At 74.1% G+C, this 25,927-nt stretch carries 24 protein-coding genes; 19 read left to right on the forward strand and 5 right to left on the reverse strand.

The features are described from left to right. Positions 1 to 53: 53 nt before the first annotated feature. Positions 54 to 1,013 (reverse strand): ABC transporter substrate-binding protein, encoded by a 960-nt coding sequence (locus ACFWJ4_RS10460; protein ID WP_380541622.1) that lies wholly within the window; start codon positions 1,011 to 1,013, stop codon positions 54 to 56. A gap of 90 nt (positions 1,014 to 1,103) precedes the next feature. Here ACFWJ4_RS10460 and ACFWJ4_RS10465 point away from each other — a divergent pair, with 90 nt between their 5' ends. Genes ACFWJ4_RS10465 through ACFWJ4_RS10475 form a run of 3 tightly spaced genes read left to right on the forward strand, consistent with a single transcriptional unit; the run spans position 1,104 to position 4,095 of the window. Beyond that, positions 1,104 to 2,102, forward strand: a complete 999-nt coding sequence (locus ACFWJ4_RS10465) for an iron ABC transporter permease (RefSeq protein WP_359898319.1) — start codon at positions 1,104 to 1,106, stop codon at positions 2,100 to 2,102. Further along, positions 2,099 to 3,220: a FecCD family ABC transporter permease gene (locus ACFWJ4_RS10470; protein WP_380541625.1), complete on the forward strand. Its 1,122-nt coding sequence runs from the start codon at positions 2,099 to 2,101 to the stop codon at positions 3,218 to 3,220. The genes ACFWJ4_RS10465 and ACFWJ4_RS10470 overlap by 4 nt, the downstream gene beginning before the upstream one ends. Next, positions 3,217 to 4,095, forward strand: coding sequence for an ABC transporter ATP-binding protein (locus ACFWJ4_RS10475; RefSeq protein ID WP_380541628.1), 879 nt, complete (start codon positions 3,217 to 3,219; stop codon positions 4,093 to 4,095). Before ACFWJ4_RS10470 ends, ACFWJ4_RS10475 begins: the two co-directional genes overlap by 4 nt. A gap of 42 nt (positions 4,096 to 4,137) precedes the next feature. Here ACFWJ4_RS10475 and ACFWJ4_RS10480 read toward each other — a convergent pair whose 3' ends face one another. Together ACFWJ4_RS10480 and ACFWJ4_RS10485 are read right to left on the reverse strand one after the other, a co-directional pair. Beyond that, positions 4,138 to 4,701 carry a YbaK/EbsC family protein gene (locus ACFWJ4_RS10480; protein WP_380541631.1) on the reverse strand — a complete coding sequence of 188 codons (564 nt, stop codon included), beginning with the start codon at positions 4,699 to 4,701 and terminating at the stop codon, positions 4,138 to 4,140. 36 nt (positions 4,702 to 4,737) lie between these two features. After that, positions 4,738 to 5,586, reverse strand: a complete 849-nt coding sequence (locus tag ACFWJ4_RS10485) for a universal stress protein (protein ID WP_380541634.1) — start codon at positions 5,584 to 5,586, stop codon at positions 4,738 to 4,740. Between the two features lie 210 nt (positions 5,587 to 5,796). Between ACFWJ4_RS10485 and ACFWJ4_RS10490 the strand changes: the two genes are divergently transcribed. The 9 genes from ACFWJ4_RS10490 to ACFWJ4_RS10530 all read left to right on the forward strand — a co-directional run bounded on the left by ACFWJ4_RS10490 (position 5,797) and on the right by ACFWJ4_RS10530 (position 15,270). Continuing rightward, entirely contained in the window at positions 5,797 to 7,074 is a 1,278-nt protein-coding gene (locus ACFWJ4_RS10490) for an ABC transporter substrate-binding protein (protein ID WP_380541637.1), read from the forward strand. Further along, positions 7,071 to 8,003 (forward strand): sugar ABC transporter permease, encoded by a 933-nt coding sequence (locus ACFWJ4_RS10495; RefSeq protein ID WP_359898313.1) that lies wholly within the window; start codon positions 7,071 to 7,073, stop codon positions 8,001 to 8,003. Before ACFWJ4_RS10490 ends, ACFWJ4_RS10495 begins: the two co-directional genes overlap by 4 nt. Beyond that, positions 8,000 to 8,833, forward strand: coding sequence for a carbohydrate ABC transporter permease (locus ACFWJ4_RS10500; protein ID WP_380541640.1), 834 nt, complete (start codon positions 8,000 to 8,002; stop codon positions 8,831 to 8,833). Before ACFWJ4_RS10495 ends, ACFWJ4_RS10500 begins: the two co-directional genes overlap by 4 nt. Positions 8,834 to 8,932: 99 nt before the next feature. Then, positions 8,933 to 10,141, forward strand: coding sequence for an ABC transporter ATP-binding protein (locus tag ACFWJ4_RS10505; RefSeq protein ID WP_380541643.1), 1,209 nt, complete (start codon positions 8,933 to 8,935; stop codon positions 10,139 to 10,141). An 83-nt stretch (positions 10,142 to 10,224) separates the two neighbouring features. After that, complete coding sequence (locus tag ACFWJ4_RS10510; protein ID WP_380541646.1) at positions 10,225 to 11,916, forward strand: multicopper oxidase family protein; 1,692 nt, start codon at positions 10,225 to 10,227, stop codon at positions 11,914 to 11,916. Positions 11,917 to 12,237: 321 nt separating this feature from the next. Then, on the forward strand, positions 12,238 to 13,182 hold the full coding sequence (locus ACFWJ4_RS10515; RefSeq protein WP_380541648.1) for a SigB/SigF/SigG family RNA polymerase sigma factor: 945 nt from the start codon (positions 12,238 to 12,240) through the stop codon (positions 13,180 to 13,182). A gap of 147 nt (positions 13,183 to 13,329) precedes the next feature. Beyond that, positions 13,330 to 13,650, forward strand: coding sequence for a hypothetical protein (locus ACFWJ4_RS10520; RefSeq protein ID WP_380541651.1), 321 nt, complete (start codon positions 13,330 to 13,332; stop codon positions 13,648 to 13,650). 122 nt (positions 13,651 to 13,772) lie between these two features. Then, positions 13,773 to 14,684 carry a DUF5133 domain-containing protein gene (locus tag ACFWJ4_RS10525; protein ID WP_380541653.1) on the forward strand — a complete coding sequence of 304 codons (912 nt, stop codon included), beginning with the start codon at positions 13,773 to 13,775 and terminating at the stop codon, positions 14,682 to 14,684. A 145-nt stretch (positions 14,685 to 14,829) separates the two neighbouring features. Further along, positions 14,830 to 15,270: an SRPBCC family protein gene (locus ACFWJ4_RS10530; RefSeq protein ID WP_380541656.1), complete on the forward strand. Its 441-nt coding sequence runs from the start codon at positions 14,830 to 14,832 to the stop codon at positions 15,268 to 15,270. A gap of 74 nt (positions 15,271 to 15,344) precedes the next feature. Here ACFWJ4_RS10530 and ACFWJ4_RS10535 read toward each other — a convergent pair whose 3' ends face one another. Further along, a complete protein-coding gene (locus ACFWJ4_RS10535) occupies positions 15,345 to 15,755 on the reverse strand; it encodes a hypothetical protein (RefSeq protein WP_380541659.1) in 411 nt (136 codons plus the stop codon). A 480-nt stretch (positions 15,756 to 16,235) separates the two neighbouring features. Between ACFWJ4_RS10535 and ACFWJ4_RS10540 the strand changes: the two genes are divergently transcribed. The 7 genes from ACFWJ4_RS10540 (at position 16,236) to ACFWJ4_RS10570 (ending at position 25,050) form a co-directional block, all read left to right on the forward strand. Continuing rightward, positions 16,236 to 16,823 carry a restriction endonuclease gene (locus ACFWJ4_RS10540; RefSeq protein ID WP_380541662.1) on the forward strand — a complete coding sequence of 196 codons (588 nt, stop codon included), beginning with the start codon at positions 16,236 to 16,238 and terminating at the stop codon, positions 16,821 to 16,823. 122 nt (positions 16,824 to 16,945) lie between these two features. Further along, positions 16,946 to 17,485 (forward strand): hypothetical protein, encoded by a 540-nt coding sequence (locus ACFWJ4_RS10545; protein ID WP_380541664.1) that lies wholly within the window; start codon positions 16,946 to 16,948, stop codon positions 17,483 to 17,485. A gap of 789 nt (positions 17,486 to 18,274) precedes the next feature. After that, on the forward strand, positions 18,275 to 19,687 hold the full coding sequence (locus ACFWJ4_RS10550; protein ID WP_380541667.1) for a sensor histidine kinase: 1,413 nt from the start codon (positions 18,275 to 18,277) through the stop codon (positions 19,685 to 19,687). Beyond that, a complete protein-coding gene (locus ACFWJ4_RS10555) occupies positions 19,651 to 20,307 on the forward strand; it encodes a response regulator transcription factor (RefSeq protein ID WP_359898300.1) in 657 nt (218 codons plus the stop codon). Before ACFWJ4_RS10550 ends, ACFWJ4_RS10555 begins: the two co-directional genes overlap by 37 nt. A gap of 188 nt (positions 20,308 to 20,495) precedes the next feature. Continuing rightward, positions 20,496 to 22,916, forward strand: a complete 2,421-nt coding sequence (locus tag ACFWJ4_RS10560) for an ATP-binding protein (protein WP_380541669.1) — start codon at positions 20,496 to 20,498, stop codon at positions 22,914 to 22,916. Between the two features lie 327 nt (positions 22,917 to 23,243). Further along, the gene (locus tag ACFWJ4_RS10565; protein WP_380541672.1) at positions 23,244 to 24,065 is read left to right on the forward strand and encodes a lipase family protein; all 822 of its coding nucleotides are present in this window, start codon (positions 23,244 to 23,246) and stop codon (positions 24,063 to 24,065) included. Positions 24,066 to 24,252: 187 nt separating this feature from the next. Further along, positions 24,253 to 25,050 carry a metal-dependent hydrolase gene (locus tag ACFWJ4_RS10570; RefSeq protein ID WP_380541675.1) on the forward strand — a complete coding sequence of 266 codons (798 nt, stop codon included), beginning with the start codon at positions 24,253 to 24,255 and terminating at the stop codon, positions 25,048 to 25,050. A gap of 153 nt (positions 25,051 to 25,203) precedes the next feature. Here ACFWJ4_RS10570 and ACFWJ4_RS10575 read toward each other — a convergent pair whose 3' ends face one another. Further along, complete coding sequence (locus ACFWJ4_RS10575; RefSeq protein ID WP_380541808.1) at positions 25,204 to 25,824, reverse strand: TetR/AcrR family transcriptional regulator; 621 nt, start codon at positions 25,822 to 25,824, stop codon at positions 25,204 to 25,206. Positions 25,825 to 25,927: the final 103 nt, after the last annotated feature.

Below are 25,927 nucleotides of genomic sequence, written 5' to 3' on the forward strand. Positions count from 1 at the left end.
GCGATGACGGCCCTTCAGAATGCTCGGGGGGGGGAATTCCCCGGCCGGGGCGACTACTTCGCGCCGAAGGCCTTCTCGATGTCCTCGACGACCTTCTCCGCCGCGATCGGGCCGGAGCTGCTGCTCCACACCTGGCCGTCGACGCCCATGAGCTGGTTGGTGCCGACGGCCTTGAGGCGGGTGAACGCCTCCTGCTTGCGGGCGGTCTCCAGGGCCTTCTCGCCCTCGGCGTTCAGGGTGGCGACGAACACCCGGTCGGCGTCGGCCTTGTTGAGGTTCTCCAGGGACAGCGGGTCCGAGTGGGGCTGGGCGCCCAGGCCGTCGGCGATCGGCATGGTGCCGGCGCCGGCCTTCTTCAGCAGGTCGCCGGGCATGTTGGTGGTGTTCATCACGATCGGCCCGTTGGGCATCCAGCGCATCACGACGGCGCTGCCGGCCTTGCCCTCGCCGGCCTTGGCGGCGCGCTTGTCCAGTGCGTCCAGCTTGGCGGTCAGGTCGTCCTTGTGGCCGAGGGCGTCGCCGTACACGGCGAGCACCGAGCGCCAGTCGCCGGCCTTGGGGACGATGGTCGGGGCCACCGCGGAGAGCTTCTCGTACTGGGACTTCTCGATGCCCGAGGAGGCCAGGATGAGGTCGGGGCCGGCCTTGAGGATGGCCTCGATGTTGGGCTCCTTGACCGTGGCGACCAGCGGGACGGCGTCGGCCTTCAGGTAGGCGGGGGCGGTGGTGCCGCCGCGGCTGGCGCTGGTGCCCACCGGGGTGACGCCGAGTGCGAGGGCGGTGTCCAGCGAGGTGTCGTTGAGGGCGACGACCTTCTTGGCCTCGGCCGGGACCTCCACGGCGCCGAAGGCGGTGTCGATGCTGCGCTTGCCGCCCTTGGCGGCGGTGGAGGAGGAGTCGGAGCCACCCGCGGAGCTGCCGGAACCCGAGGAGCCGCACGCGGTCAGGCCCAGGGCGAGGGCGCCGACGACGGCCGTTCCGAGCAGGGTCTTGGTAAAGCGGGTGCCAAGCATGGGTGTTCTCCGAGGAATGGTAGTTTACGGACGAACCGTTTTTCTGAGGTTAGCCTAACCATACGTAAGGCCCTGACGGGGAGGCCCGGTGTGACATTCCGATCACTCCTGCTGCGCGGACTGCTGCCCGCCGGCGCGATACTGCTGCTCGCCGTGCTGGCGAGCCTGCTGCTCGGCGCGGGAGACGTGGGGCCGTCACGGGCGTTCGCCACCCTGCTCGGTGACGGCGACTCCGACTCCCGGTTCACCGTCTTCCACCTGCGCGTCCCGCGGACCGCCGTGGCCCTCGCGGTCGGGCTCGCGCTCGGCGTGGCCGGCACCGTGCTGCAGGCCGCCGCCCGCAACCCGCTGGCCGAGCCCGGCCTGCTCGGCGTCAGCACCGGCGCCTCCTTCGCCGTGGTGATCGCGATCGTGCTCGGCGCCAGCGCCGCGAGCGTCGGCCCGTACGTCGCCGTGCTGGGCGCCGCCGCCGGCTGCCTGCTGGCGCTCGGCGCGGCCCGGCTGCGCGGCGCCGGCGACGACCCCGTCCGCCTGGTGCTCGCCGGCGCGGCGCTGAGCGGACTGATGAACGCCGGCTCCTCCGTCCTGCTGCTGTCCGACGCCCGGGCCGCCGACGAGATCCGGTTCTGGACCATCGGCTCGGTCGCCGGCCGCGGCACCGACCAACTGCTGGCCGTGCTGCCGGTGCTGCTGCTCGGTCTGGTCCTGGCCCTGCTCTCCGGCCCGGCACTGACCGCGCTCAGCCTCGGCGACGACGTCGCCACCGGCCTCGGCCACAAGCCCCGCCGGGCCCGCGCCCTCGCGGTGACCGCCGTCGCCCTGCTGGTCGGCGCCGCCACCGCGATCGCCGGACCGGTCTCCTTCGTCGGCCTGGTGGTGCCCTTCGCCGCCCGGGCCCTGGTCGGCCCGGACCTGCGCCGACTGCTCGTGGTCTCCGCCCTGCTGGGGCCCGCCGTCGTGCTGCTCGCCGACGTGGCCTCCCGGCTGGTGGCCCGCCCGTACGAGATGCCGCTCGGCGTGATGACCGCCCTGTGCGGCGCCCCCGTCCTGGTCGCCGTCGTCCGCTCGCACAGAATGCCCGCGCTGTGACCCCCACCGTGAAGACCGCGAAAGCCGCCGCCGCGAAGATCGCCGCGAGCCCCGACACGCCATCGGCCGCGACCCGGCTGCCGACCCCGCCCGGCACCCGGCTGCTCGCCCTCGGCGGCCGCTCGGTGCTCGTCCCGGTCCGGCCGCTGCTCGGCGGCGCCGCCCTGCTGCTCGTCGTGGTCGCGGTGACCGCCGTCTGCCTGGCCGTCGGTGAGACGAACCTCGACCCGGTGACCGCCCTGCGCGCCGCCTTCGGCGACGGCACCGCACGCGACGTGCTGCTGGTGGAGAAGCTGCGGCTGCCCCGCGCCGAGGCCGCACTGGCCGTCGGCGCCGCCCTCGGCGTCGCGGGCTGCCTGATGCAGACCCTCGCCCAGAACCGGCTGGCCACCCCGGACACCGTCGGCTTCAACGAGGGCGCCACCGCCTTCGCCGTCGCCTCCGTCACCGGCGTCGCCACCCAACTGCTGCCCTCCGCCGCCGCCCTGGTGGGCGCCGCCACCGCCGCCTCGCTCGCCTTCGCCCTCGGTGGCGGGGCCGGCCGCAACGGCTACCGCTTCCTGGTCGTCGGCCTCGGCATCGGCGCGGTCTTCGGCGCGGTGACCAACCTGATGCTCTCCCGCGCCGCCATCGACGCCGCCAACTCCGCGTACGCCTGGACGGTCGGCACCCTCAACAGCCGGGACGCCGAAGCCGTCGGCCTCCTCCAACTCGGCCTGCTGGTCTGCCTGCCCGCCGCGGTGCTGCTCGGCCGCCGGCTGTCGCTGCTGCGCTTCTCCGACGCCGTCGCCACCGGGCTGGGCGTCCGGGTGCGCGGCCTGCGGGTCGGCGTCCTGGTGGTCGCCGTGGTCTGCGCGGGCCTGGCGGTGGCCGTCGCCGGACCGCTCGGCATGATCGCGCTCGCCGCGCCCGAGGCCGCCCGCCGGATCGCCGGACCGCGCTGCGTGCCGGTGCTCACCTCGGCCGCCGCCGGAGCCGCCTTCACCCTGCTCGCCGACCTGCTCGGCCGCACCGTCCTGTCGCCGATCGAGGTCCCGGCCGGCCTGGTCACCGCCGTCGTGGGCGGCCCGTACCTGCTCTGGCTGCTGCTCACCACCCGCCCCCGGAGGACCGCATGACCGCCCGTACCGCGACCGCCGCGACCGCCGCGACCACCGTGCCCGACGGGACCACCGCACCCGACGGGACCGCCGCCGGAGCGCCCCGGCTGGCGACCAGCGCGCTCAGCCTCGGCCACGACCGCACCGTCGTGGTCCGCGAGCTCGACCTCGAACTGCCGCGGCAGCAGGTCACCGTCATCGTCGGCCCGAACGGCTGCGGCAAGTCCACCCTGCTCGGCGGCCTCGCCCGGACCATCGCCCCGCGCTCCGGCGCCGTGCTGCTCGACGGCAAGCCGCTGACCTCGCTGTCCACCCGCGCGATCGCCCGGATCATCGGCCTGCTGCCGCAGTCCGCCACCGCCCCGGACGGGCTGACCGTCCGTGACCTGGTCCGCTACGGCCGCCAGCCGCACCAGGGCCTGCTGCGGCAGTGGTCCGCCGCCGACGCCGAGGCGGTCGAGCACGCGCTCACCGCCGCCGACCTGCACGAGCTGGCCGACCGCCCGCTGGACACCCTCTCCGGCGGCCAGCGCCAGCGCGCCTGGATCGCCATGGCCGTCGCCCAGGACACCGACATCCTGATGCTCGACGAACCCACCTCGGCGCTGGACATGGGCCACGCCCTGGAGGTGCTGGAGATGGTGCGCGGCCTGACGACCGGGCGCGGCCGCACCGTCGTCCTCGTCCTGCACGACCTCAGCACCGCCTGCCGCTACGCCGACCACATGGTGGCCATGCGCGACGGCGAGGTGGCCGCCCAGGGCGCGCCGCGCGACATCGTCACCCCGGAGCTGGTGCGCGAGCTGTACGGGGTGGAGAGCGTGATCCTCACCGACCCGGTGCACGGCACCCCGGTGGTCTGCCCGGTCGGTCTCGCCCCCCGGGCCCGCTGACTCCGGCCCCGCCGGCTCCGGGCCCGGGCGCCGCCGGGCCGGTCAGCCGGCCAGACCCGGCAGCACCCGGGCGCCCGGCAGCTTCGCCAGCGCCCACCCGGGCAGGATGAGCTTGCCCCGCCGCCGCCCGCTGCCGACCAGGACGTACGGGGCCGCGGCCACCGCCTCGTCGATCAGCAGCGGCCAGTCGCCGGGCAGGCCGACGGGGGTGATCCCGCCGTACTCCATGCCGGTCAGCTCGACCGCGGTGTCCATCGGCGCGAAGGACGCCTTGCGCGCCCCCAGGTGGGTGCGCACCGCCCTGTTCACGTCCACCCGGGTGGTGGCCAGGGCCAGGCACGCGGCCAGGGTCACCTCCCCGGCGCGCTTGGCGGCCACCACCACACAGTTCGCCGAGAGCTCCGGCGGGGTGTCGTAGGCCGCGCAGAACACGGCGGTGTCCGCCATCCGCGGATCGCTGTCCACGTAGAGCACCGAGGCGGCCGCCTCCTGGTCGTCCCAGTTCTTCAGCGCGTCGGCGACGGGCGCGGCGAGCTCCGCGCCGGCGTCCAGCGCGGCCACGGCGGAGGCGAAGTTCCCGAAGGGCGGGCGTACGGACTCACTCATGGCACCGGACTGTAGCGCGCCCGGGCCGGCTCCCGGTCAGCCGTACGGGACGACCGCGACCGGGCAGTGCACGTGGTGGATCGCGGCGTGCGCCACCGGGCCGAGGTGGTGGTGGCGCAGCGGCATCCGCCGGACGCGGCGGCCGACGACCAGCAGCCGGGCCGTCGCGGCGGCGTCCACCAGGTCGACGGCGGGCTTGCCGCGGATCAGGTCGGTGGTCACCGTCACCTCGGGGTGCCGGGCCCGCCAGGGGTCCAGGGCCCCGTCGAGCCCGCTGCGCTCGACGGCGGAGACCTCGCCCTCCAGGCCGCCGATCGCCCCGTAGGACATGTACTCGCTGCCGGCCGGCGGGGACCAGACGTGGAGGACGCGCAGCGGCGCCGAGCGCAGGGCGGCGGCCTCGAAGGCGAAGGCCAGCACCTCGTCCGCCGGGTGCGCCAGGTCCAGGCCGACCGTCACCGCGCCGTCCGGTTCGTCCCCGCCCGCCCGGACCAGCACCACCGGGCAGTCCGCCCGGCGCAGCACCTCCTGGCTCACCGAGCCGACCAGGAAGCCGCGCAGGGTGCCCAGTCCGCGCGAGCCGAGCACCAGCAGGGCGGCCCCGTGCGCGGCCGCCTCCAGCGCCTCGACGGGATCGGCGGCCACGGAGGTGGCGGCGACCTCCACCGTCGGCGCGAGAGTGCGCAACTCGCTCTCCCGCTCGGCGAGTTGTGCCAGCGCGGGGTGGTCGCCGGGTCTGCTCCCGGGGGCGATCTGCTTCGGCCGGGGCCAGGCCTGGAGGACGTCCAGGCGCAGGCCGCGGCGCTGCGCCTCGCGGGCGGCCCAGGCGGCGGCGGCCAGGCTCTCGGGTGAGCCGTCGAATCCGACGACGACGGGTCCGGTCACGGCGTGCTCCTCGGTTCCGGTGCGGTCCCAGCCTCCGGAGGTTTCGGTGCGGCCAGTATCCGTGCCGACCCGGACCGGCGCCTCCCGGGAGCCCGGGGCCCGGTTCCGCCGTCCGGCTGGTCGCCCGGCCCGGCGGCCCGGCAGGCCGGGGCGGGCCGGGGGAGCCCGGCTAGGGTCGGCCGGACCGGTCCGTCCCAGCGCGGGAGAACGATGCCGAGGGTCCCCACGTTCCGCTCGCGGTGGGCGAGCGCCGCCGCCGGACTGGCCGTGCTCGCCTCCGCCCTGGTGGGCTGCGGGGGCGGCGGGAGCGGCGGCCCGGTCACCCTGAACTGGTACAACTTCCCGGACGACTCGGGCGCCCTCCAGCAGGCCGCCGACCGCTGCGGCCAGCAGTCCGGCGGCCGCTACACGATCCGCTACAACAAGCTGCCCCGCGGCGCCGACGGCCAGCGCCAGCAGCTGGTGCGCCGGATGGCGGCGCACGACACCGAGGTGGACGTCCTGGGCCTGGACGTCACCTGGCCCGCCGAGTTCGCCGAGGCCGGCTGGATCCGCGAGTGGACCGGGGAGATGCGCGCGCGGGCCACCGCCGACACCCTCGACGCGGCCGTGCGGACCGCGACCTGGCGGGACCGGCTGTACGCCGTGCCGTACAACTCCAACACCCAGCTGCTCTGGTACCGCGACGACCTGGTGCCGACCCCGCCCGGGACGTGGGCGGAGATGCTCTTCCGGGCGCAGCAGCTGGCAGCCGAGGGCAAGCCGCACTTCGTGGAGATCCAGGGCGCCCAGTACGAGGGGCTGACGGTCTGGTTCAACACGCTGGTCACCAGCGCGGGCGGCACGATCCTCACCCCCGACGCGCAGGCGCCCTCGCTCGGGGCGCCCGCCGTCACGGCCGCCGGGGTGATGCACGACCTGGCGACGTCGGTGGCCGCCGACCCCTCGCTGCCGAACCAGATGGAGGACCAGAACCGGCTCGCGATGGAGTCCGGGACGGCCGCCTTCGAACTCAACTACCCCTTCGTCTACCCCTCGATGAAGGCCAACCGGCCGGAGCTGTTCCCGCACTTCCGCTGGGCCCCGTACCCCGCGGTGAGCGCCGACCGTCCCGCCAGCGTGACCATCGGCGGGATCGACCTCGCGGTGGGCGCGTACAGCCGGCACCCCGACCTCGCCGCCGAGGCCACCCTCTGCCTGCGCGACCGGGACAACCAGCTCACCAACGCGCTGAAGGGCGGGCTGCCGCCCTCGCTGCGCAGCCTGTACGAGACGGCCGAGCTCACCGCCAGCTACCCGTTCGCCGCCGACGTGCTGGCCGCCCTCGACTCCGCCAGCGTGCGCCCGCAGACCCCGGCCTACCAGAACGTCTCCATCGCCATCTCGCACACCCTCTCCCCGCCCGCCGGCATCCACCCGGAGAAGGACGTGGCCGACCTCCGCGGGCAGATCCAGGACGCCCTCGGCTCGAAGGGGCTGATCCCGTGACACCGTCCACCGAGACCGCCGCCGCGGCCGCACCGCAACCGGCCGGGCCCTCGCGCGGGGCCCGCCAGGAACGCCGGCTGGGCCTGCTGCTGTGCGCCCCCGCGGTGATCGTGATGCTCGGCGTCACCGCCTACCCGATCGGCTACGCCGTCTACCTGTCCCTGCAGCGCTACGACCTGCGCTTCCCCGAGCAGGCGCACTGGATCGGGCTCGCCAACTACGGCGCGGTGCTGACCTCGCCGTTCTGGTGGCAGGCGCTCGGCGTCACGGTGCTGATCACCGTGGTGTCGGTGGCGGTCGAGCTGGTGCTCGGCCTGGCGCTCGCGCTGGTGATGCACCGGACGCTCTTCGGGCGCGGCACGGTGCGCACCGCGGTGCTGGTGCCGTACGGGATCGTCACCGTGGTGGCGGCCTACTCCTGGCAGTACGCCTGGACCCCGGGCACCGGCTACCTGGCCGCCCTGCTGCCGGAGGGCAGCGCCCCGCTGACGGAGCAGTGGCCGGCCGTGGGTCTGATCATCCTCGCGGAGGTGTGGAAGACCACCCCGTTCATGGCGCTGCTGCTGCTCGCCGGCCTGGCCCTCGTCCCGGACGAGACGGTCCGGGCGGCGATGGTCGACGGCGCGAGCTTCGGGCAGCGGCTGCGACTGGTGATCCTGCCGCTGATGAAGCCGGCGATCCTGGTCGCCCTGCTCTTCCGCACCCTGGACGCCTTCCGGATCTTCGACAACATCTACGTGCTGACCGGCGGCTCCAACGGCACCGGCTCGGTGTCGATCCTCGGCTACGACAACCTCTTCACCGCGCTCAACCTGGGCATCGGCTCGGCGATCTCGGTGCTGATCTTCGTCTGCGTGGCCCTCATCGCGCTGGTCTTCGTCAAACTGTTCGGCGCGGCCGCGCCCGGCGCGGAACCGGAGCACCGATGAGCGGCCGGCACGCCCGGACCCTGACCGGCTGGGGCATCGCCAACCTGGTGGTCGTGCTCTACGCGCTCTTCCCGGTGTGGTGGATCGTGGCGCTCTCCTTCAAGGAGCCGAGCACCCTCTCCGACGGCGCCTTCGTGCCCCGCCAGTGGACCCTGACCAACTACCGCGGCATCTTCCAGACCTCCGAGTTCACCCGCGCCCTGATCAACTCGATCGGCATCGCGGTGATCGCCACCACCATCGCCGTCGTGCTCGGCACCATGGCCGCGTACGCGGTGGCCCGGCTGCGCTTCCCCGGCAAGCGGCTGCTCATCGGGGTGTCGCTGCTGATCGCGATGTTCCCGCCGATCTCGCTGGTGTCGCCGCTGTTCGACATCGAGCGGGCGCTCGGGCTGTTCGACACCTGGGCCGGGCTGATCATCCCGTACATGACCTTCTCGCTGCCGCTGGCGATCTACACGCTCTCGGCGTTCTTCCGGGAGATCCCCTGGGACCTGGAGAAGGCGGCCAAGGTGGACGGCGCCACGCCGTGGCAGGCGTTCCGGCTGGTCATCGCGCCGCTGGCGGCACCCGGCGTGTTCACCACCGGCATCCTGGTCTTCATCTTCTGCTGGAACGACTTCCTGTTCGCGATCTCGCTGACCTCCACCACCTCGGCCCGGACGGTTCCGGCGGCGATCGCCTTCTTCACCGGGAGCTCCCAGTTCGAGCAGCCGACCGGCTCGATCGCGGCCGCCGCCGTGATCATCACGATCCCGATCGTGGTCTTCGTGCTGCTGTTCCAGCGCCGCATCGTCGCCGGGCTCACCGCCGGCGCGGTCAAGGGCTGAGACTCCCATCGAGTTCCCGCATCGAGTCCCTGCATCGAGTCCCTTTGTCGAGTTCCCGAGGTTGAGCCCGCCCCACCCGGCGGACCAGGAAGGCGGATCGTGGCCGAGATCGTCCTCGACGGCATCACCAAGCGCTACCCGGACGGCGCCCTCGCCGTCCGCGACGTCGACCTCACCATCGCCGACGGCGAGTTCGTGATCCTGGTCGGCCCTTCCGGCTGCGGCAAGTCCACCACGCTCAACATGATCGCCGGGCTGGAGGACATCACCGAGGGCACCCTGAGGATCGCCGGGGAGGTGGTCAACGACCGCGCGCCCAAGGACCGGGACATCGCGATGGTCTTCCAGAGCTACGCCCTCTACCCGCACATGAGCGTGCGCGACAACATGGGCTTCGCGCTGCGCCTGGCCAAGGTCGACAAGCCGACCATCGCCGCCAAGGTCGAGGAGGCCGCCCGCATCCTGGACCTCACCCGGCACCTCGACCGCAAGCCCGCCAACCTCTCCGGCGGGCAGCGCCAGCGGGTCGCGATGGGCCGGGCGATCGTCCGCGACCCCAAGGTCTTCCTGATGGACGAGCCGCTGTCCAACCTGGACGCCAAGCTCCGGGTACAGATGCGCACCCAGATCGCCGCCCTCCAGCGCCGGCTGGGCACCACCACCGTCTACGTCACCCACGACCAGGTCGAGGCGATGACGCTCGGCGACCGGGTGGTGGTGATGCGCTCCGGGGTCGTCCAGCAGGTCGGCTCGCCGCAGCAGCTGTACGACGAGCCGGTGAACCTCTTCGTCGCCGGGTTCATCGGCTCGCCCGGGATGAACTTCCTCGGCGCCGCGCTGGAGCAGGGCGTCCTGCGCACCTCGCTGGGCGACCTGCCGCTGGACGACCGCACCCGGCGGGCCCTGGAGCGTGCGGACGCGCCGCGTGAACTGATCGTCGGCATCCGCCCCGAGGACTTCGAGGACGCCGCCCTGGCCGAGGGGCACACCGGCGGGGTCACCGTCACCGTGACCGTCGAGGTCCGGGAGTCGGTCGGCTCGGACGTCTACGTCCACTTCGCGGAGGCGGGCGGACCGGCGGCGACCGAGGGCCTCGCCGGCCTCGGTGGACTGGCCGAACTCGCCGAACTCGCCGCCGACTCGGGCCGGGCCGACACCGGTATGCAGGAGCACCGCGTGGTGGCCCGGCTGAACCCGGCCACCCGCGCCGCCGAGGGCGGCCCGCTGGAGCTGTGGGTGGACACGTCGCGCATCCATGTCTTCGACCCCCGCAACGGGGCCAACCTGACCCATCCGGAACGTTCGTAGCGTGGCACGGAAGGCCCAACCCCCGGCAGGCACGCGGTGTGCCTGACCGGGGGCCCGCGGAAGTCGACCTAGATTGCCCGGCTATGAGAGAAATTGTCGGAATCAGTCGACGATCGGTACTCAAGGCCGTTCCCGCAGTCGCCGTCCTCGTGGCGGGCTCCGACGGGATCCTCGTCGGGCCCGCGACGGCCGCTACGGCCGCGACCCCCTTCCCGCAGCCGGCCGTCCGCAGCTCCCGGTCCGCCTCCGACGGGTCGAGGGCGGTGCTCGACCAGGCGCTCGACGTCCGGTTCACGGACACCCCCGTCCCGGGCTACGGGACGGTCACCACGCGCACCTACAACGGCACCATCCCGGGGCCCACCCTGCGGGTCCGCGCCGGGGACACGCTCTGGCTGACCCAGGTCAACGGCCTGCCGCCGAACCCGCCGAACCCGCCGAACCCGCAGCACCACGGCGGGCACAACCGGCCGCACCGCGCGAACAGCTTCAACCTGCACACCCACGGCCTGCACGTCTCGCCCTCCGGGAACGCCGACAACGTCCTGCGCGAATTCCCGCCGCGCAGCGCCGACGAGGCCGCGGCCGGCGCCCCCGAGCCGCGGTACCTGACCACCGTCGAGATCCCGCCCGGCCACCCGGCGGGGACCTACTGGTACCACCCCCACGCGCACGGCGCCACCGCCGAACAGATCGCCGGAGGGATGGCCGGGGTCATCATCGTCGAGGGCGACGTCGACGAGGTGCCGCAGATCAAGGCCGCCGCCGACCTGGTCGTCTGCGTCAACGAACTCCGGCTCAAGGACGGCAAGGTCCCCGAGTTCACCTCCGGCGACGCCCTGGCCGCCGTCCCGCCCACCTTCACCGTCAACGGCGCGGTCAACCCCACCCTCGCGCTGCGCCCCGGCGAGGTCCAGCGCTGGCGCCTGGTCGCGGCGACCGCCTTCACCACCCTCTCGCTCCAGGTCACCTCCGGGGAGCAGAAACTGACGATGCATCAGATCGCGATGGACGGTGTGACCTTCCCCGCGCCGGTCGCCGCCGAGACGGTGTCCCTGGCCGTGGGCAACCGCGCCGACGTGCTGGTCCGGGGCGGCGAGGCCGGGACGTACGAACTGCGGGCCAAGGGCGTGCCCGTGCCGCTGATGACGATCGAGGTGGCGGGCGAGGCCGTCCGGCCGCCGATGGAACTGCCGACCACGCTGCCGCAGGGCAAACCCTTCCTCGACGAGAAGGACCTCGCCGACCCGGGCAGCGGCCGCGAGGTGGTCTTCCACGTCGACGCGAAGGTCTTCGACCCGCCGTTCCCCAACGCCTACCGCGTCCTCGGCAGCCACCCCACCCCCGCGGCCGACCCCGGCGGCGACCTCACCCGCGACCCCGCCTACGGCCTGTTCGACCCCGAGTTCGTCAACCACACCCTGGAACTCGGCACCGTCGAACGCTGGACCCTGCACACCGACGACTCCATGCCGGCCTTCCACCACCCCTTCCACCTGCACACCAACCACGTCCTCGTCACCCACCGCAACGGCCGACGGCTCGACCCGCCGGTCTGGCAGGACACCGTCGACCTGGTCGGCGGCAAGCCGGGCGACACCGTCACCCTCCTGGTCAAGTACGAGGACTTCACCGGCCGCACCGTCCTGCACTGCCACCAGCTCCAGCACGAGGACCTCGGCATGATGCAGCTGGTCGACTACGTCCAGCCGCGGCGGCCCCGGGAGCCGGGCCGGCCCGCCTGGCCGGGACGGCCCCGCCCGCTCGACCACTGAGCGTGCCGCCTCCCGGCCGGGCGGACGGGTGCCGCCTCCCGGCCGGGCGGACGGCGGTCGGGAGGTGTGCCCGACCGCCCGCGCGGGCCGTGCCGTTGCGCGACCGCCCGGAAGACGGGCAGGAGAACACCCGGAACGTGAGTTCGGAAACGCCTCCCCGGGGTAGGAACACTCATGCAGCGGCCGTGACCGTTCCGGCCGCTCGGCACCGTGGACGGTGCCACCGGGACCGCGCTCGAAGAGACCGGGCACGGGTCCTGGGGGAAGAGGTCCGCGACGCACGAGGTGCGGATCCGCACGCGTCGTCGGGCGTTCACCCCGATGCCCAGGAGTGATCACGTGTCCATCCACCTGGAAACGACCGACCGGGAGGCCCCGCCCGAGGGCCTGCCCCCCGACCTGCCGCGAAGACCGACGGCGGCCGAACTGCGCCGGATGGGCAAGTCCGAGGCCCGCGAACTGAGCGACGCGCTGTTCGGACGGCTGGCCGGGCTGGCCCGCGAGACCCACGCCTACAGCTACGTGCGCGGCACGATCATCGAGCTCAACATGCCACTGGTGCGCTTCATCGCGGCCCGCTTCCGCCACCGCGCCGAGGACATGGACGACATCCTCCAGGTCGGCACGATCGGCCTGATCAAGGCCGTCGACGGCTACGACCCGCAGCGCGGCGTCGAATTCCTCACCTACGCGATCCCCACCATCACCGGCGAGATCAAACGGTTCTTCCGCGACACCTCCTGGCCGGTACGGGTCCCGCGCGGCACGCAGGAGCTCTACCTCTGCGTCGCCCGCGGCTCGGACCGCCTCGAACAGGAACTCGGCCGACTGCCCCGCCCCGAGGAGATCGCCGAGGACCTGGACCTCACCGTCGAACAGGCCACCGAGGGACTGATGGCGGGCCGCGTCTACCGCCCCAACTCCCTGGACGCCCTGCGCGACCAGGACACCGACGAGATCGGCAGCGCCCTGCTCGACCACCTCGGCGGCTGCGACCCCGGCATCGAACTCGCCGACTTCCGCATCGCGGTGCGCCCCCTGCTGGCCCGGCTGCCCGTACGCGAGCAGACCGTCCTCGAACTCCGCTTCTGGAACGGCTGGACCCAGTCCCGGATCGCGGAGCGGATCGGCGTCTCCCAGATGCACGTCTCCCGACTGCTCAGCGCCACCCTGGCCCGGCTGCGCGAGGAACTGGAGGACCGCGACGCCCCCGGCTGGGCCGACGGAACCGACGCAACCGGCGGAGCGGTCGAGAGCGCCGGCTGAGACGGCAGGTGGCCTCTGCGGGGCCGCCTCGGGTCTGTCGTCGGGCCGTGGGGCTGTGGCCGGAGTTGGGGCCGGGCGTCAGCGATCGCGCATCCGGGGTACCGGGTGCGGGACCACGGGGGACGGCGCGGCGAGGAGGCGGACACCATGGGCGGACACGAGCGGGCGCGAACGCGCGGAACCGGAAGGCCGCCGCGCCGCGGCCGCGCCCCGGAACCGTGGCTGCGCGCCGTCCGGCTCGGCCTGCGCGGCCGGGCCTGGGACCTGGTGCGAGGCCTGCGGCCGCGGACCGTCCTCGGACTCGCCCTGCTGTCGCTGGGACTCCTGGCCGCCGGACTGGGGGCGTCGAAGACCCCCTTCCTCTGGGGCCTCGCGGGCTGCTGGGCCCTGACACCGGCGACCGCCTTCGCGGTGCTCCGCGCCTGCGCCGACGGCCGGACGCCCTCGACGGCCCCCGACGTCCGCTGACGGCCTCCGGCGGGTGTCAGCGGCCGTCGGCGGGCCGACCGCCGGGGTGGGGCGACCGACGGCGCGGTTTCGCTGCGTGATCGGCGCATACTTTCCGTAAACACACGGAGGTGCTCATGCCCATGGTGGATGTCGCTGCGCTCGGCCGGCTGGTCGCGGAGTACGAGGCCCTGTCCCCGTCGAGCTCGCCGGAAGCCGGGCAGCGGCTGCGCGACGTCTGCTACACGATCGGCATCTACACCGGGGAGGCCGACGCGGTCCGCGCGGTCGCCAGGGCCCGCCTGCTGCTGGCACGCCAAGGCCCGGCCGACGTCGCCACGGCGGCGGCCGGGGCGCCGGCGAACGACCGGGCCCGCGCGGCGCTCCTGGCCGAACTCGGCGAACTCGCCGCCCACGAACGGGTCCGGTCCGGGCCCCTCCAGAGCCTGCAGGACGTGGTGCAGCTGACCCGGGTCACGGTCCCGGACTGCGTGGGCGCCGCCGTCAGCACCTGGCACGACGACGGCTCGGTCGAGACCTTCGCGGCGACCCCCTCGTACCTGCTCGCCCTCGAACGCGCGCAGGGCGGCTCGGAAGCGGGCCCGCTGCCCCGGCTCCGCCGCCAGGGCGAAGGACAGGTCGTGGTCCGGCTGGACCCCGGCCGGTCGGACCGGTTCGCCGACCGGGCCCGGCGCTGCGGCGTACGGGCCGTGGCCGGCGCCCACCTGCGCACCCACCCGCACGGCTGCACCGTGTTCAGCGCCTACCTGCGCACCCCGGTCGAGCCGGGCACCCCGGCCCTCGGCCTGGTGGAGGTGCTCGCCCTCCAGGCATCGGCCGCCCTCGACCGCTTCGCGCTGTCCAGGGCGGTCGCCGACCTGCTGGACCGCCGGCACGCCACCGGCCTCGCCATCGGCATCACCGCCGAACGGTTCGACGTGACCCCGCACACCGCGCTGAGCCTGCTCGTCGGCGCCGCCCAGCGGCTGGGCACGGACCTCGACACCGTGACCCGGCACCTGGCCGAGGGCGACGGGCCGCGCTCCGCGCACTGAGCCGGGTCGGGCCGGGCGGGTCCGGGTCCGGGTCGGGTCGGACCGGCTGGGCGGTGGCGGGATGCGGGATGGTTGCGCCGGTGCCGGACGGGCAGGTGCACAGACGGGCGGGAAGGCCCCGGTCGCAGCCTACGAGGAGGTCCTCATGAGCACGGTGAAGGAATCCGTGGACGTGGCCGTGCCCCTGCACACCGCCTACAACCAGTGGACGCAGTACGAGGAGTTCCCGCGCTTCATGGAGGGCGTCGACTCGGTGACCCGGCTGGACGACCGCCACATCCACTGGCGCACCAGCATCGACGGCGTCACCCGCGAATACGACACCGAGATCGTCGACCAGGAGCCCGAGGAACTGATCGCCTGGCGGGCCGTGGACGGCGAGGCGGACCGGAAGGAGAAGGTGACCTTCCGGCGGCTCGACCCGGGCCACACCCGGGTCACCTTCGCCGTCGACATCCGGCCCGAGCGGCCGGGGGAGAAGGCCGGCGAGGCCAGGGCCGCGGTCGACCACCGGGTGAAGGGGGACCTGAGGCGGTTCAAGGAGTACGCCGAAGCACGCGGACGGGGGCAGAGCGGCCCGGGCTGAGCCGACCGCGGCTCGCTGCGCGTGACCGTCCGGACGGTGCCGCCGGCCGTGCGGAAGCCCCGGGGCGGCCCCCGTCACCCCGCGGCGGCCCGGCGGGCACCGCTCCGGTACTCGGAGACGGCCACCGCCCCCAGCAACAGCAGCACCGGCGCCGCGAAGATCGCGAACAGGTAGTTGCCCGACAACGCCGCATACCCCAGCAGCAGCACCTGCACCCCGGCCATCGCCACGACGAGGACCCTGCCGTCACCGGGCCGCAGACGCCAGAGCTCGCGCACCGCCAACCCGTTGATCCCGGCCATCGTGTACCCCCCGAGCGCCAGCAGGTGCGGCACCACCCTCGACCTCGGCGCCACCTCGTCCTCGAACCCGATGCCGTTGTAGAGCAGCGGCACCGCGATGCCGAAGTACAGCACCACCGCCACCGACTCCAGGACGAGCAGCACGGTCGCCGCAGCCCGCGACAGCCAGGAGAGACGGGTCATGGTGTTGAGCCTTCCAGGGGGTTGACGCGGCGACATCCAGTGCGGCGGGCCGAAGCGGAGGTCCGCGGCTGCCCCTCGCCACCGGACGCGTGGCACGACGGGCACGACGGGAACGACGGGCATGACGGGAACGACGGGAACGACGGGTGCGATGGCCACGATGGGCACGCCTCATGGCACCGTCCGACCCGGCAGCCTCGGCACCGCAGCATAGTCAAGAAATGGCAAAGGCTGTACGGCGCCGCAGGTCGGAGAGCGCCCTTGCCCGCACGCGCGGGAGGTCGGGGCGGCGGGGGTTCGGCCGTCGTCTGCCGGGATTCGGTCAACTCGGCCGTCCGGCCACCGGAGTTCGCCCGGATCGCGGGCGTACCGGCACGGCTGCTTCTACGCTCGTCCGCATACCGTGGCGTGAGGGGGAGTGCCGTGGCCCGTAGTCCTGTTCGGCGACGTCGGTCGATGACCGCCCGCCGGGTGCGGTGGATGAAGCGGAACGCGCCGCTGCTGGGGGCGGTCGCGCTGGTCGCGGTCGTTCTGGCCTCGCTGGTGGTCCGCTGGCTTGCCCAGCACCTCGTGCTGGTCGCCGTGCTGCTGGCGGCCGGCGCGGGCGCGGGTGCCGCCGTGCTGCGCTCGCGGGTGCGGGCCCGGCGGCGGGAGTTGGATGCGCGGACCGCCCAACTGCGGCACATCGGGCCGTTCCTGGCGATGACCCCGAAGGCCTTCGAGCACGCGCTGGCGGACCTGTGCCGCCGGGACGGCTGCACGAAGGTGAAGGTGGTCGGCGGGGCCGGCGACCTCGCGGCGGACGTCCTGGCCACCACCCCGGCCGGGCAGCGGATCCTCATCCAGGCCAAGCGGTACGGGCCGCGGACCTCCGTCGGCTCCCAGGACGTCCAGAAGGTCAACGGTACCTACCGCGACGTCCACCACTGCGACCTGGCCGCCGTGGTGACGACCAGCTCGTTCACCAAGGCCGCCGCCGCGTTCTGCACCCAGGTCGGCATCCGCGCCGTCGACCAGCGGGCGCTCGCCCTGTGGGCGGACGGGCGGGGCAGGCCGCCGTGGGCCTGAGCCACGGCTTCCGTGGCCGGCGCATGTAGGCCCGGGCTCCCGGGCGGCGCCCGGTCGTCCACGACGGTGGCTGTCGGAGGGCCCGCCTAACCTGGCGCAGAGAACAGGAAAAGGGGCGGGGCATGAGCGTGGACTTCTTCTGGCGGCGGGTGGACGGAGCGGTTCTGGACGAACTGTCACCGAGGGAGCTCCATGCCCTGGTGCCCGGCTGGTTCGACGACGACTTCGGGCCGCTGGACGAGGCCGGTGCGGTGCTGGGCGTGGAGCGCAACGGGTACCTGATGGACGTCGCGCTGACGAAGGCGGCCGGCGGCTCGGGCCCGGACTCGCGGACAGCCCGACTGCCGGTGTTCGGTGGTGAGGAACGGGTGGTCGTCGAGGGGGATCCCGACTGTGACGACGAGTTCACCGAGACCAAGGTGTGGGTGCTCCGGCCCGATGAGGTCCGGACGGCATCGGGCTTCCTGGACGCGGTGGGCGTCGACGGGTTGGTGAGGACCGTGGACACCGCGGTGGCGGCCGAGGTCGTGTCCCTCGGGTTCGCCACCCCGTGGTCCGAGGCGTGGGCCGGTGCTCTGACCGCCGACCTCCGCAGGCTGAGGGACTTCTTCGCCGCGGCCGCCGCGGCCGGCGACGCGATGGTCAAGTTCGAGGCCGCGTAACACCTGGTGCGCGGCCCGGGCTACCGCGGCGGGTCGGCGGGCGGGGTCGGGGTCGGGCCGTCCGGGGGTGGCTCGCCGAGCCTGCCGGTTCCCTTGCCCGACGGCCGCTGCTCGGATTCCTCCGGCGCCGCGATCCCGTCCGGCAACGGCAACGGCAATGGCAACGGCAACGGCAACGGCGGGTGGGTGGGCACCCTGGTGGGCCCTCGGGAGCCGAGGCCTCGCTGCCTGCGCCACTGGCCCTGCCGGTCGCGCGGGATCCGGTCGCTCACGACGTCCTCCTGGTGGTGCTGGGGCTCACCATTGTGGCCCGGGGGGAAGGAGTGCGTGGTGGGAAACCCGTCACTGTGCCACCCTCCGTGCGTCCCGGGCGCGCCCCCGCCTGCGGAGAAGGCATCGGGGCGGGGTGGGTCCAGCCCCACCCCCGGCGGGGGTGCAGGTGGATTCTGCCGTCGTCCCGCCGTCCCTAGCGTTGATCGCGTGCCGCCCGATGCCGCGGGCGGCCGTGACGACGCGGGGAGGACGAGGTGCGCGAAGCGGTGGGTGCGGGGCAGGGAGCCCCGGCACTGCGGTTGTCGGGGCTGCGCAAGCGGTTCGGCTCGGTGGTGGCCGTCGACGGGGGCGAGCTGCCCCTGCCGCGCGGGTCGTTCCACCGGCTGACCCGCGGTCAGCAGCGGTCGGCACCAGAGCGGCTGCGGAGCCGGATGGGGGCCGGGTGCGGGCGCGGCTGCCCGGGCGGACGACTGCGATCATGAACGACCCGCACCACCGAACCCGACCGGAGGACTCGTGAGCAGCCCGCAGACCCCAGCCGCCCGCGAGCCGGGCAGCGACGCCCGTCGGCCCGGCGGCGAAGCCCGCGAACGGGCCGACGCCGTCCGCGCATGGGCCGACGCCGTCCGCGAGCCGGGCGCCGCGGCCCGCGAGCTGCGCGCCGCCGCCCGGGCACTCGGGCGGCTCGCCGTCCTGACGCTGCTGATACCCGTCGGCGTGGTGCTGATGACGGTCTTCCTGCTGTCCTTCCTGCTCTGGGGCTGCCTCGGGATCTTCCCGCTCTTCCCGGCCGCCACCCGGATGGTCCGCTCCGCCGCCGAGGCCGCCCGATGGGCGGCCGGCCACTGGTCAGGGGTGCCCGTGCCGCCGCCGTACCGGCCGCGCCCGGCCCTGGAACGCACGCTCCACGGCTGGTACTGGACCGGCCACGACTACCACAGGAACCGCTGGCTCGCGGGCCTGGCCCTGCGCGTCCGCTGGCTCTGGACCGACCCGGCGACCTGGCGCGACGCCCTGTGGCTGATCGCCGACCCGCTGGTCGGCGGCGCCGTCGCGGCCGCACCCGTGCTGCTGGTCGGCGCCGGCCTGTACGGGATCGTCCAGGCGCCACTGCCGTACGACCTGCCGTTCGGCGGCCTGCCCGCACTGCTCCTCGGCCTCCTCGGGCCCGTACCGATCGTCGCCGGGCTCGCCCTCGCCCGCCCCGCGCTGCGACTGCACGGCCGGTGGACCGGCACCCTGCTCGGGCCCACCGAACGCTCCCGGCTCGCCCGGCGGGTCGAGCAGCTCACCGAGATCCGGCTGGACGCCACCGAGGCCCAGGCCGCCGAACTGCGCCGGATCGAACGGGATCTGCACGACGGCGCGCAGGCCCGGCTGGTCGCGGTGAGCCTGCGCCTGGGCGCGGCGGCGGCACTGATCGACCGTGATCCGGAGCAGGCCAAACGGGTGGTGACCGACGCCCAGGAGAACGTCACCCAGGCGCTCCAGGAACTGCGCGACCTGGTGCGCGGCATCCACCCGCCGGTCCTCGCCGAACGCGGACTCGCCGAAGGCGTGCGGGCGTTGGCCCTGGACGTCCCGCTGAAGGTCGAGGTGCGGACCGAACTGCCCGGACGGGCCGAGGCGCCGGTGGAGTCGGCCGTCTACTTCGCGGTCAGCGAGGCGCTCACCAACGCCGTCAAGCACGGCGACGCCCGGCACGCCGCCGTGCACCTCACCCACGCCGCCGGACTGCTCCGCGCCGAGGTCACCGACGACGGCCGCGGCGGCGCCGACCCGGACGGCGGCAGCGGCCTGAAGGGCATCCGGCGCAGGCTCGCCCCGTTCGACGGTACGCTCACGCTGACCAGCCCCCCGGGGGGTCCGACCAGGCTGATCATGGAGCTACCGTGCGTGTTGTCCTCGCCGAGGACCTCGTCCTGCTGAGGGACGGCCTCTCCCTGCTGCTCGGTGCCCACGGGCACGAGATCGTCGCCGCGGTGGAGAGCGGACCCGAACTGGCCGCCGCGATCGCCGACCACCGCCCCGACATCGCGGTGGTCGACGTCCGCCTGCCCCCCACCTACACCGACGAGGGCCTCCAGGTCGCGCTCGCCGCCCGCCGCGAACGGCCCGGCCTGCCGGTCCTCGTCCTCTCCCAGCACGTCGAACAGCTCTACGCCCGGGAACTGATCGCCGACGGCACCGGCGGCGTCGGCTACCTCCTCAAGGACCGGGTCTCCAAGGCCGACCAGTTCGTCGACGCCGTCCACACCGTCGCCGCCGGCGGCACCGTCATGGACCCCCAGGTCATCTCCCGCCTCCTCGCCCGCAACGCCTACGACCAGCCCCTCGCCCTCCTCACCCCGCGCGAACGCGACGTCCTCGCGATGATGGCCGAGGGCCGCTCCAACGCCGCCATCGCCCAACGGCTGCACTTCAGCGAGGGCGCGGTCAGCAAGCACACCTCCAACATCTTCGCGAAGCTCGACCTCGGCGCCTCCGACGACGACAACCGCCGCGTCCTCGCCGTCCTCGCCTACCTCAACGGAACACGCACCCCCTGAGGCCACGCCGCTGCGCCGCGACGCCGACCGTGCAGGGGCGCACGGCGAGTGCGGAACACATCGCTGACTCCACGTCAGGTATAGGATGCGGGCGCGCGAGGCGCCGTACCGGGAGAAGTGCCAATGGGGGCAGTCGTGGACCGCGCGAGGTGGAGCGCTTCCTCCCACCCGCATAGGAACGGAGCGCAGTGGCAGAGCAGCACGGCGGGAGCATCGACGGTCCGGGAAGCACGCGTTCCACCGTGTCCGGGTCCTCGGCCCAGGATGTCGTCCAGGCCAGGGACGTCAGCGGAGGCATCCACTTCCACGGCCGGCCCGACCGGTCGAGTGCCGCCCCGACTCCCCGCCAACTGCCTGCGGACGTACGCGGTTTCGTGAACCGTACGGACGAGCTTCACCAGCTGGACGCCGCCCTGACCGGCGAGGACCGGAACCCGCCCGATGCCGCCGCGTCCGCCGCGGTCGTCGTGATCGCCGGAACCGCCGGTGCCGGGAAGACCGCACTCGCCCTGCACTGGGCCCACCAGGCCCGGCATCGGTTCCCCGACGGCCAGTTGTACGTCAACCTCCGCGGCTACGATCCGGGTCGGCCCGTCACCGCCCAGGAGGCGCTCCACCGTTTCCTGGCCTCCCTCGGTGTCGCTGCCCAGTCCGTTCCGCCCGACCCCGACGCGGCCGCCGCCCTCTACCGCTCGCTCCTCGCCGAGCGCCGTCTCCTGGTCGTCCTCGACAACGCGGCCAGCGCGCACCAGGTCCGGCCGCTCCTGCCCGGCAGCGCCGGAAGCCTCGTGCTGGTCACCAGCCGCAGCCGTCTGTCCGGCCTCGCCGTACGCGACGGTGCCCGTCGGCTCACCCTGGGGACCCTGCCCGAGACGGAGGCCGTCGCCCTGCTGCGTGCCGTCACCGCCGGGCACCGGCCCGAGGACGACCCCGCGAAGCTCGCCGAACTGGCCCGCCTCTGCGCCCAACTGCCGTTGGCCCTGCGGATCGCGGCCGAACGCGCGGCCAGCCTGCCCCACATGGGTCTGGACGACCTGATCGACGACCTCCGCGACGAATCCGCGCTCTGGGACGCCCTCAGCGTGGGCGACGACGAGGACGTCGACGCCGTCCGTACGGTCTTCGCCTGGTCCTACCGCGCGCTGCCCGACCAGGTCGCCCGGCTGTTCCGGCTCCTCGGGCTCCATCCGGGCCCCGACTTCGGGCTCCACGCCGCGGCCGCCCTCGCCCACCTCACCCCCAACCGCACCCGACAGCTCCTCGACTCCCTCGTCGGCGCCCACCTTGTGGAACAGGGCGCACCCGACCGCTACCAGTTCCACGACCTCCTGCGCGCCTACGCCACCGACCAGGCCCAGCAGGAGGAAGCCCCCGCACAGCGCCGGGCCGCACTGCGGCGGGTACTCGACTGGTACCTGCACACCGCCGACGCCGCCCAGCAGTGGCTGCGGCCGGCCGAAGCCCGGCTGCCGCTCGACCAGGCGGCCGACGGAGTCCGGCCGACGGTCTTCGCCGACTACAACGCCGCCGTGGACTGGGCCGAACGCGAACGCGCCAACCTCCTCCAGGCCGTCCACACCGCCTCCGCGGCAGGCGAGGACCGGCGGACCTGGCAGCTGGCCGCGGTCCTCTGGAACGCCCAGGCCCCCTCGGCCCCTGGCACGGACTGGCCGGTGGCGGGCCGGCTCGGGCTGGCAGCCGCCGAACGCCTATCCGACGACACGGCCCGCGCCCTGCTGCTCACCGACCTCGGCATGGCGTGCACCCGGGTCAACTCCCTCGCCGACAGCCTGGAGTGCCACCGCAGTGCCCTGGCGCTCTGGCGTGAACTCGGCGACCGGCTCAACGAGGCACACTCGCTCAACCTGCTGGGACTGGTCCACCTGCACGGCCGGCAACTGGACGACGCCGCCCGGCACTTCGAGCAGGCGCTCGCCGCCTTCCGGCAGTTGGGCGAGGCCCACTGGGAGGCCACCGCACTCTCCAACCTCGCCAGCACCCACTGTCGCGCCGGACGCCTCCCCGAGGCCGCAGCCGCCGTCGGCCAGGCACTGACCGCCCACCGCGCACTGAAGAACCAGCGCGGCGAGGGAAACGCCCTGCGCCTGCTGAGCGACATCCGACGCGAGGACGGCGACCCGGCCGGTGCACTCGCCTCGGCACACGCGGCACTGGACATCGCCCTGAACCTCCGTGACCACCGCCTGGAAGGCTTCTGGCTCCTCACCCTCGGCGACGCCCAACGGGCCGACGGCCGGCCCGCCGACGCCCTCGACTCCTACCAACGCGCCGCCGTCCTCCACCGCCGCCTCGGTGACCGCAGCCGCGAAGCCCTCGCCTGGCACGGCACGGGCGAGACCTACCGTCACCTCGACCGTCGCACCGAGGCCGCCGCCTTCCTCCGCCGGGCCGCCACCACCCACCACGAACTCGGCGATCCCTGGCACGAGGCACTGGCCCTCGACGCTCTGGCGGCGACCGTGCTCGCCGACGACGGGGAGGCGGCGCGGCGCCACCGGACGCAGGCGCTCGCGCTGCTGGACGGGTACGAGGACGCGCGGGCGGTCGCGGCGCGGGAGCGGATCGCGCGGTCGGTGGAAGCGGACTGACGGCGACTGCGGTGGGCGGCGGGGGATCGGCGGCAGTGGCCGCTGCCGTGGCTGCTGCATCGGCGGGTGATCCGGGAGCAGGAGCGCGGGCTGCCTGTGCCGGTGCTTGGTGGGGCGCGGCGGGGCGGGCTTGGCCGGGGTGGGTGTTGTGCCGCGGTCGCCCGGCGGCTGGGGGCGAGGGCGTGGCCCGGTCGCTCACGAACTGCGTGCGGGGTAGCGTCACTCCTGGTCACCAGGGCGCTGCGGTGCGTACCCGGCGGCGGATGCCGGTCGGGGCCTGGGGGCCGATCCGCCGTTCCGTCCGACGACCCGACAGGAGTGCCCCCCATGGCCGTACCCACCGACTTCGACCAGCAGGCCACCGGCTACAGCCTCCCGCACGCCTACTGGCTGGCGAAGGCCGCGGAACTCGCCTACAAGGACGAGGCCGTGATCGAGGAGCACGCCCATGCCTGGGGCTTCGATGCCGTGCGTCACCACCGGACGCGCTTCACCCCGCCGTTCCCGCTCCAGGACACCCAGGCCTGCACCATGGCCGGCGACGACATGATCGTCACCGCGTTCCGCGGTACCGAGCCCGCGCGGATCCGTGACTGGCTCACCGACGCCACCACCCCGCCCTGGCCCGGCCCCGCCGGGACGGGCTATGTCCACTACGGCTTCGCCGAGGCCCTCGAATCGATCTACCCGGACGTCGCCAAGGCCGTCTCCGATCTGCGGACCGACAATCAGACGGTCTGGTTCACCGGGCACAGCCTCGGCGGCGCCCTGGCCATGCTCGTCGCCGCCAGGCTCGACCTGGAGGACCCGAGCCTGGCGGCCGACGGCGTCTACACCTTCGGCCAGCCCCGGACCTGCGACCGGCTGCTCGCCGCCGCGTACGACAAGGGCCTGCGGGGCCGCACCTACCGTTTCGTGCACGGCAACGACATCGTCCCCGAGCTGCCCCCGGAGCCCGCCTTCACCCATGTCCAGGCGCTGCGCCACATCGACTCCTCGGGCCGCGTCACGGAGAAGGTCGGGCTGGTCCCCGGGCTGACCGACCGGGCCAAGGGCCTGGGCGCGGCGGCGTTCTCGCCGGACGGCGAGGGCATCCGCGACCACATGATGCGCAGCTACCTCGCCGCGCTGGAGAAGGCCCTGGCCTGATCCGCGGGGCGCCGGAGGGTCCGGCGGGGCGGAGCGGGTGGGGGCCGCCCGGCCGGATCGGGGGGAAGGAAGGGGAGGAGCGGGCCGGGGGCGAGGGGCGGGGTCGGTGATCTTGGACGGATAGGCTGCCGTGACGTCAGGTCCTCGCGGTGAGGGCCGAGCTGATGAGGATCGGTGGTGTACGGACATGATGGGACCGGCGCATTCGCTGTCGGGTGCGGCCGCATGGCTGGGGGTGGGCGCGGTGGCGGCCGGGATGGGGGAGCCGATGCCCTGGCCGGTCCTGCTCGCGGGGGCGCTGATCTGCGCGGGGGCGGCGCTGGCGCCGGACCTGGACCACAAGGCGGCGACGATATCCCGGGCGTTCGGGCCGGTGTCCCGGGCGCTGTGCGAGGTGATCGACAACCTCTCGTACGCGGTGTACAAGGCCACCCGGGGCAAGGGCGACCCGAGGCGCTCGGGCGGGCACCGGACGCTGACGCACACCTGGCTCTGGGCGGTGCTGTGCGGGGCGGGCGCCGCGGCGGTGGCCGTGTTCGGCGGCCGCTGGGGTGTGCTGGTGGTGCTGTTCGTGCACATGGTGCTGGCGATCGAGGGTCTGCTGTGGCGGCAGGCCCGGGTCTCCAGCGACGTCCTGGTGTGGCTGCTGGGGGCGGCCAGCGCGTGGATGCTCGCGGAGGTCCTCGACAAGCCCGGCAACGGCTCGCAGTGGCTGTTCGAGGAGCCTGGGCAGCAGTACCTGTGGATCGGGCTGCCGATCGCGCTCGGCGCGCTGGTGCACTGCCTGGGTGACGCGCTGACCGTCTCGGGCTGTCCGGTGCTGTGGCCGATCCCGATCGGGCGGCGGCGCTGGTACCCGATCGGGCCGCCGAAGGGCATGCGGTTCCGGGCCGGAAGCTGGGTGGAGCTGAAGGTGCTGACCCCGGTGTTCATGGGGGCCGGCGGGGTCTGCGCGGCGGGGGCGCTCGGCTTCTTCGGGAGTTGACGGGATCAACGGCCCCGGAAATGGGCGGAGTCGGGGTTCCGTCCGCAGGGTGGGCGCCGGTCGGTGGGGGATCCCCGCCGGCCGGCGCCCTTTGCGTGGCGCTCCGTCGGCCGGCGCGCCGCGCGGCTGTCTCCGGTGGGGGCGTCCGCCCGTTCAGCGGGCCGCGAGCAGGCCGTCCACCAGGGCGTCGAGGCCGTCCCGGTAGGTGTCCTGGGCGGTGAGCGGTGCCCAGCGGTCCGCGAGTCCGGCCAGGCGGGGGAGTCGCTCCGGGTCGAGGTCGGCGAAGACCTGCTGGCGGTGGGTGGGGCGGTCGTCGGCGGGCCGGCGGCGGGTGGCCGTGGCGCGGACCATGATCTCGCCGGCGGTGTAGTACCAGATCGCGCGGTAGCCCTGGACGGCCCGTTCCGGTGAGAGGCCGCAGGTGACCAGGCCGTCGACGATCTGCTCGACGAACCACAGGGAGTGGGCGGACATCAGGCTGTCCCCGGTCAGGACCTCGACGATCCACGGGCAGGCGGCGAGCGCCTCGTGGATGGCGGCCGCCGCGGTGACGACCCGTTCGCGCGGGTCGGCCGGCGGTTCGGTCGGTCGCAGTGTCCGCGCGGCGTAGTCGTCCAGCAGCAGGACGAGCAGCTCCTCCTTGTCGCGGACGTGGTGGTAGAGCGCCATCGGCGTGCTGCCGATGTCGGTGGCCAGGCGGCGCATGGTCAGCCGCTCGACGCCCTCCTCGTCCACGATCCGGCGCGCCGTGGTGACGACCTCCTCCCGGGTGATCCGGGGCGGCCGGCCGGTGGCCTTGCGCCGCGTGCCGGGCCGCGGGGCGGCGGGCGCCCCGGCGGGCTGCGGTCCGGTCGGCTGCGATCCGGCGGGCTGCGGG

The sequence above is a fragment of the Kitasatospora sp. NPDC127067 genome (assembly GCF_042724755.1).
GTDB lineage: Bacteria > Actinomycetota > Actinomycetes > Streptomycetales > Streptomycetaceae > Kitasatospora > Kitasatospora lactacystinica.